Below are 8,484 nucleotides of genomic sequence, written 5' to 3'. Positions count from 1 at the left end.
CTTTCATTTTCTTCCCTAAATTTACGTCTAGATATTAAATCACCTTCTATAAATTTAGTATGCCCACTATCAACAACTTTTACTTGCCTTAACATTTGTGAAACAATAACTTCAATATGTTTATCTGAAATCACAACACCTTGTCCTCTATAAACTTGCTGAATTTCAGAAATTAAATAATAATGCAAGGCCTTTTCGCCCAAAATTTTAAGTATATCGTGACTTGAAACCACACCATCGGTTAGTTTTTCTCCAGCGTGTATAAATTCACCATCTCTAACTTGTATATGTTTTGATTTATCAATTAAATATTCAACACTTGTGCCATCTTCCGCCTGAATTACTATTCTTTCTTTTGAACGCAATGGTTTATCAAAACGAACTACACCATCAATTTCAGCAATCACAGCGGCATTTTTTGGCTTTCTTGCTTCAAATAGCTCGGAAACTCTTGGAAGACCTCCTGTAATATCTTTAGATTTTGCAGCGGCTTTTGGAATTTTTGCCAAAATATCAGCTTGTGAAACCTTATCACCATCATGTACAAAAATAACCGTTTTTGGCTCTAATTGATAACGCACCGCCTTATTACCTTTTCCAGCAATCACTAAAGTTGGTCTAACGCCACTTGGAAGATATTCATTGATCACTAAAGATCGCTTACCTGTTGCTTCATCAACTTGTTCATCGGCGCTATAACCTGCCTCAATATCTTCAAAACTTATAGTTCCATCAATTTCAGCAATAACGGTATTGTTATAAGCATCCCATTCTGCAATAACAATACTTTCTTTTTTTGGAGCACTCGCTATGATAACACTAGAATCTTCAATAAGGGCACTATCATTGAATTCAATTTTTGATTCTCTTGGAATATAATGCCTTTTTGCTTCTCTTCCATTTTCATCAGCAATAACAACAAAGAAACCTTTCTCTTTAACTATATCACCTTTTTTAACGTTTTTAACTCTATCAAGACCATCGCCCTTGAGAACATAAAATTTCAAGGTGCCTTTTTCACCTGCTTTGATATTTTGTACAACTGGATCACCATCTTTAACTAAAATTTCACTTGCAAATGGAATACGATTAGGAATATTCCATCCTTCCTTAATAACCTCTACAATGCTTTCATTTTCATCAACTTCGGTACCATTTTGATAAGGAAGATATAATTTGCCATCTATGTTTCCACTAACTCCTGCCAACTCATTTGCTTTTGCCAGATCATATTTTCTAAGCGTATATTTAATTTCTTGCTTTTTATCCTTAATGGAAACAATCACATCTTCATGGATATTTTCTATACTGATTACCCCTTTAAATGGAGCTTTTATTTTTGGTTCTACTAATAAAATAGCTGCATTTCTACGATTTGCAACTATTATTTTTCCTTCTTTATTTTTATAAGTTTTTAAATTATAAAATCTTATAAAACCTTCTTTTTGAGCACTAACTTGTCTATCTTGCAAATCTGTACTTGCAGTCCCACCACTATGAAAAGTTCTTAACGTAAGCTGAGTACCAGGCTCTCCAATAGACTGTGCAGAAATAATACCAACAGCTTCACCTGGCTTAACAAGTTTTCCTTCGCCAAGATTTACACCATAACATTTAGCACAAATTCCTTTTTTAGCTTTACAAGTAATTGGGGTTCGGATATTCACACTCTTAATGCCATTCTCACTAAACATTCTTGCTTTTTCTTCATCAATCAAAGTACCTTCTGTAAAGAGAACAGAATTTGTAATAGGATCGATCACATCCTCTGCTAAAACTCTTCCTAAAACTCTTTCTTCCAATGTTTCTATTATAGAACTATCCGCAGTAATTTCATTGATTTCTACTCCCTCATGTGTACCACAATCCTCCATGGTAATTTTCACATTTTGTGCAACATCAATTAATTTTCTTGTCAAATAACCTGCATTTGCAGTTTTAAGTGCTGTATCTGCAAGACCTTTTCTAGCACCGTGAGTAGATATAAAATACTCAAGCACATTCAAACCTTCGCGGAAATTTGAAATAATAGGAGTTTCAATAATAGAGCCATCTGGCTTAGTCATAAGTCCTCTCATTGCAGCAAGCTGAGAAATTTGCGCTGCACTACCCCTAGCTCCAGAATCCGCCATCATATAAATGGAGTTAAAGCCATCTTTATCTTTTTCAACCAACTTCATCATTTCTTTTGAAAGAAGATTATTTGTACTTTTCCAAATATCAATAATCTTATTATATCTTTCTCCAGAGGTTATTAAACCAAGATTATAAGAATTTTGAATTTCCCTAACTTGCTTTTTAGCTGCATCAATAGCCTTTTGCTTATCATCAGGAACAATAATATCTGCTATAGAGATAGAAACACCCGCTTTTGTGGCATATTCAAAACCTAAATTCTTGAGTCTATCTAAAAAGTTAGCTGTGATTTCCAATCCACCTTGTTTATAAACATAATCAACAAGTGCTGCTATATCTTTTTTCTTTAAAACTTTATTCCAGTTAGCTTCAGGAACAAAATCAGGTAAAATAGATTTTATAATAAGTCTTCCTGCTGTCGTTGTAATCTTTCTACCATCAACAACAGTTTGTATACTTGCATGAATATCTAAACATTTGCTTTCAAGTGCCATCATTACTTCATCAATGCCTGTGCAAATTTTATGAGATCCTTTTGCTTCTGCTTTTTCTAAAGAAAGATAATAAATCCCCAAAACCATATCTTGCGAAGGAACAGTTACTGATTTACCACTCGCTGGTAAAAGAATATTCATCGAAGAAAGCATAAGCACCTTACATTCTGCAATGGCTTCTTGAGAAAGCGGCACATGTACCGCCATTTGATCCCCATCAAAGTCTGCGTTAAAAGCAGCACATACTAAAGGATGTAATTGTATCGCTTTACCTTCAACTAAAACCGGATGAAAAGCTTGAATAGAAAGCTTATGTAAAGTTGGAGCACGGTTTAACATAACAGGATGACCTTTTACAACCTCTTCTAAACATTCCCAAACTTCATTGGTTTTATTCTCTATCATTTTTTTTGCTTGTTTAACGGTTGTTGCGTAACCTTTTTCTTCAAGCTTAGCTAATAAATGTGGTTTAAAAAGCTCTAAAGCCATTTTTTTAGGCAGACCGCATTGATCCATTCTTAATTTTGGACCTACAACAATAACACTACGTCCCGAAAAGTCAACCCTTTTTCCAAGCAAGTTTTGTCTAAAACGTCCTTGCTTACCTTTGATAATTTCACTTAAAGATTTTAAAGGACGCTTATTGGCTCCTTTAACTGCATTAGCACGACGACCATTATCAAATAAAGCATCTACTGCTTCTTGAAGCATTCTTTTTTCATTTCTTATAATGATTTCTGGTGCATCAAGTTCCATAAGCTTTTTAAGACGAGTATTTCTATTGATAACACGACGATATAAATCATTTACATCAGAAACCGCAAATTTTCCACCATCTAGAGCAACCAAAGGACGCAAATCTGGTGGCAATACTGGTAAATTAGTTATCATCATCCATTCTGGGCGATTAGGAACTGCATTTTCACTATCAACATCAGTGTTAGAATTTGAATTTAAAAAATTCTCAACCACTTTTAAACGTTTAATGATAGTCTTTTTCTTTGCTTCTGAATTAGTTGCGGCCATTTCTTCTTTTAATTGATTTAAAAGAGCTACAAGATCCAAATTAGCCAATAAATCTCGAACAACCTCTCCACCCATTCTTGCTTTAAAACCGCTACTTTCATAACGCTGCATTAAATTTTGATATTGTTCTTCATTTAAAACATCACAATATTCAACTTTTTTAGTATTTTCATTATCATAATATGCATCACCAGCATTTTCAACAATATAAGCTTCATAATAAAGCACACGCTCAAGATCTTTCATCTTTACACCCAAAAGTGTGCCTATACGACTTGGTAAAGAATTCACATACCAAATATGCGCTACTGGAGTTACAAGTTCAATATGCCCCATTCTTGAGCGACGAACTTTAGAATTAGCAACTTCAACGCCACATTTTTCACATTTAACACCTTTAAAACGCATTTTTTTATATTTACCGCAAAGACATTCATAATCACGGATAGGACCAAAAATTTTAGCACAAAAAAGACCGTCTCTTTCAGGTTTTAAAGTTCTATAATTGATCGTTTCTGGTTTTTTTACTTCTCCATAAGACCAAGATTTTATTTTTTCAGGACTAGCAAGCCTTAGTTGAAAAGCTTCAAAATCTCTAGGTCTAGCATCTTCTTTTACTTCTATGACTTTAAATTTACTCATTGTCCTCATCCTTATCAAAAATCTCAACATCTAATGCAAGTGATTTAAGTTCATTAGTTAAAACAAAAAATGTTTCAGGAATTCCTGTCGCTGGAACATTCTCTCCTTTGGTAATTGCTTTATAAGCATTAAATCTACCCTCTACGTCATCTGATTTAATAGTTAGCATTTCTCTTAAAGTATGTGCCGCTCCATAAGCTTCAAGTGCCCACACTTCCATTTCTCCAAATCTTTGACCTCCAAAAAGTGCTTTACCACCAACTGGTTGTTGGGTTACAAGACTGTAAGGTCCTGTACTTCTTGCATGAACTTTTTCATCGACTAAGTGGTGAAGTTTTAACATATACATACATCCCACATGAACACGCTCTGCTATCTTTTCACCGGTTCTTCCATCGTAAAGCTCTGTTTTTCCATCCATGTCAATTTTTGCTAATTCAAACAATTTTTTAAATTCCTCTATATTGACACCTTCGAAAACAGGAGTTGCAAATTTAACCCCCTTGCTCCAATCTCTAGCATAATCTAAAAGTTCTTCATCGCTTAATTTTTTAATAAATTCTTTTTCATTTGCAAGTCTTGGAATAGAACAAATTTCAAGCATTTTTGCTCTTAATTCTTTAATGAAATCTTTTTGTTTTCTATCAAAGATTTCTTGAATTTGCTCCCCAAGTCTTAATCCAACAAGTCCTAAATGACTTTCCAAAATTTGACCTATATTCATACGACTTGGAACCCCTAAAGGATTGAGTGCAATATCTACACTTTTTCCATTTGCAAGATAAGGCATATCAACTTCTGGGATTATGGTAGAAACAATACCTTTGTTTCCATGGCGTCCTGCCATTTTATCGCCCACTTTTAGCTTTCGTTTTGTAGCAATATAAACTTTTACAAGTTTTACTACTCCACTTGGTAAGATATCATCTTTTTCTAAAATTTCAAGTTTTTCATCATGTTCAGCTTTTAGTTTTTTCTTTTCATTTTGGAAATGATTTTTCAAATCTTCATATTGTTTTTGAACTTCTTTAGAATAAGCTTTAATAATAGTAGTAAGTGTAAAACGATTGATTTTTTCTAAATCGCTTAAATCAGCTTTCTCACCTTTTTTATAAGTTTTATCACCGATTTTTTGACTGCTGGTTAAAGTTGATTTAGACAATAAAGCGCAAACTCTAAGCATTTCCTCTCTATCCATCATCAAAAGTCTATCGTGATGTTCTTTTTCTAAAGACATTTTTTCTTTATCATACGCTTTTAAAGCTCTTTCGTCTTTTTCATAACCTTTTTTAGTAAATATTTTTACATCTACAACTACACCTTCTAATGAAGCAGTAGCATACAAAGACTTATTTACGACATGGCCTGCTTTTTCACCAAAAATAGCTCTTAAAAGTCTTTCCTCTGGTGTTGGCTTAACCTCACCTTTTGGTGAAACTTTTCCAACCAAAATCATACCTGGTTTAATATGAGTTCCTATTTTTGCAATTCCACTTTCATCTAAATGAGCAACATCTTCTTCTTTAACATTTGGTATATCTTTGGTGATTTCTTCTATACCATCTTTTAATTCTCTAGCTTCAATTTCTTTTTCATAGATATGAACGCTTGTGAATGTATCTTCACGAATAATTCTTTCACTTACTACGATAGCATCCTCATAGTTATAACCATTCCAAGGCATAAAAGCAATTAAAGCATTTTTTCCGATAGCCAATTCTCCTTGATCCATAGAAGGACCATCAGCAATAATTTGCCCTGCTTTAACCACTTCTCCCTTTTTAACAATAGGATGTTGAATATAATTTGTATTTTGGTTAGTGCGTAAATTTTTCTCCATAATATAGTGATCAATAAAAGGACCTTTTTCATCTTCACCCAAGATAAAAATACTTTTATTATCTACTTTTTCTACTACACCGCCACGCTTAGCTTTAACAGCTTCCCAAGCATCACGCGCGATAGTACTCTCCATTCCAGTACCTACAATAGGAGCACTTGAAGTTAAAAGAGGAACAGCTTGACGTTGCATGTTAGAACCCATCAAAGCCCTGTTTGCATCATCATGCTCCAAGAAAGGAATCAAAGAAGCTGCAACCCCAACAACCATACCTGAACAAAGATCGATAAGTTGAACTTCTTCTCTTTTAGCTAGAATAGTTTCTCCATCTTGTCTTGCTTCAACGAATTCTTCAACGATATTACCCTTAGCATCTACCTTAGTGGAAGCAGGTGCGATAAATAAACCTTCTTCTTGTGTAGCAGTTAAATAAACAATTTCATCAGTAACTTTTCCATTTTCAACTTTTTTATAAGGTGCTTCAACAAAACCGAGTTCATTCACTTTAGCATAAGTTGAAAGAGTATTAATCAAACCAATATTTTGCCCTTCTGGGGTTTCTACTGGGCAAATTCTACCATAATGAGTCGCATGAACATCCCTAACTTCAAAACCTGCTCTTTCTTTAACAAGTCCTCCTTCACCAAGCGCAGATAAACGACGCTTATGAGTGATCTCGCTTAGTGGGTTTGTTTGATCCATAAATTGAGAAAGTTGCCCACCTGTGAAAAATTCAATAATTGTTGTAGTGATCATCTTAGGATTAATCAAATCATAAGGCATAACTTTATCAATATCCGAATTTAAAGAGGTGAATTTATCTCGGATAGCTTTTTGCATTTTTGCCAATCCTAAATGAAGCTCATTAGCCAAAAGTTCACCTATAGATCTAATACGACGATTTCCTAAATGATCTCTATCATCAATATGACCTTTGCCATTTTTAACCTTGATCAAATACTTTGCAGTTTTAATAATATCTTCATTGGTTAAAACGGTTACATATTCAGGAACATCAAGACCTAATTTATGATTCATTTTCATACGACCAACTTTGGTTAAATCGTATCTTTCTGGATTGAAAAATAAATCATTAACGAAAGTTTTTGCCGCATCTTTAACTACTGGTTCACCAGGTCTCATAACTTTATAAATTCTTATTGCAGCTAGATCATTTTCATCTTCAATATTTTCAGTTTGTTTTAATAGTTTTAAAGTTTCATTATCTTGTATAAATGAGTTGATAATAGCAGTATCTACACCATTAGCTAAATCATTTGCAATTTCAAAACTTTTTTGCTCTTTAATTTTTGCAAGTTTGCTTTCATCGATAAGCGTTAGAGAATCAAAAAGTATTTCGCCACTATTTTTATCAAAAATAGGATTTGCCAAATAACGATTCAATAAAACCTCTACTGGATACTCTATCCATTTCAATCCATCTTTAATCAATTGCTCGGCTTTTTTCTTTGTCAATCTTTTTCCCGCTTGATGGACAACTTTACCTTTTTCATCTTTAATATCGTATTCTATTCTATCCATAAAATCACTAGGATTAAATTCGGTCAAGAATTTATCTTTTTTAACATGGATTGTTTGAATAGGATAAAATAGCTTTATAATATCTTGTTTTTTATACCCTAATGCTCTAAAAAGCATAGTTATAGGCACTTTTCTTCTTTTGTTAATTCTCACATAAAGCACATCTTTAGCGTCATATTCGAAATACAACCAAGAACCACGATCAGGAATAATTTGTGCCGTATAAACAAGCTTATTAGCTACTGTTGAACTTTCTTCTTCTTTAAAAATTACACCAGGACTTCTATGAAGCTGATTAACAACAACTCTTTCCACTCCATTAATAATAAAAGACACACGATCTGTCATTAATGGAATTTCTCTGATATAAATTTCTTGCTCTTTAATATCTTTTATACCAACTTTCTCACCTGTCTTTTCATCTCTTTCATGTAAAGTAAGACGGATTTTCATTTTTAAATTTACAGAGTAAGTTAAACCTCTTTCCATACATTCGCGAATAGTGTATTTTGGTTTACCTATTTCACTATTTACATATTCTAGACTCAATCTATTTTGCGGATCATGTATTGGAAAAATTGATTTAAAAACTTTTTCTATACCACTTTCACCATTATTAAAATTTAAAAAATAATCAAAACTAGCTTTTTGTAATTGTAAAAGATTTGGAATTTCTATTTGTTTTGAAATATTGGAGAAATCTACTCTTAAACGATTTCTTAATTTATTATCTAACATTTGCATATACCTCATGGTAAATTTTGTAAATTTAAAAAAGAAGACCTAAAAACTAGGTAAAAACAA

2 protein-coding genes are annotated in these 8,484 nt (G+C 33.0%); both read right to left on the bottom strand.

Going from position 1 to position 8,484, the window contains the following annotated elements; all coding sequences use genetic code 11:
• On the bottom strand, positions 1-4,298 hold a 4,298-nt coding region (gene rpoC, locus H2280_RS05615; RefSeq protein ID WP_337215925.1), incomplete at its 3' end, for a DNA-directed RNA polymerase subunit beta'.
• Positions 4,291-8,418, bottom strand: coding sequence for a DNA-directed RNA polymerase subunit beta (gene rpoB, locus H2280_RS05610; RefSeq protein WP_337215924.1), 4,128 nt, complete (start codon positions 8,416-8,418; stop codon positions 4,291-4,293). The genes rpoB and rpoC, both read right to left, overlap by 8 nt.
• Between the last annotated feature and the right edge of the window lie 66 nt (positions 8,419-8,484).

This window comes from Campylobacter sp. 2457A (genome assembly GCF_020135895.1).
GTDB classification, from domain to species: Bacteria; Campylobacterota; Campylobacteria; order Campylobacterales; family Campylobacteraceae; genus Campylobacter_D; species Campylobacter_D taeniopygiae.
Note: the sequence above shows the minus strand (reverse complement) of the source record. Positions and strands in the feature narration are given on the sequence as shown.

Coding starts and splice junctions, on each gene's coding strand:
- rpoB (WP_337215924.1), bottom strand. CDS start 8,418: ATGTTAGATAATAAATTAAGAAATCGTTTAAGAGTAGATTTCTCCAAT.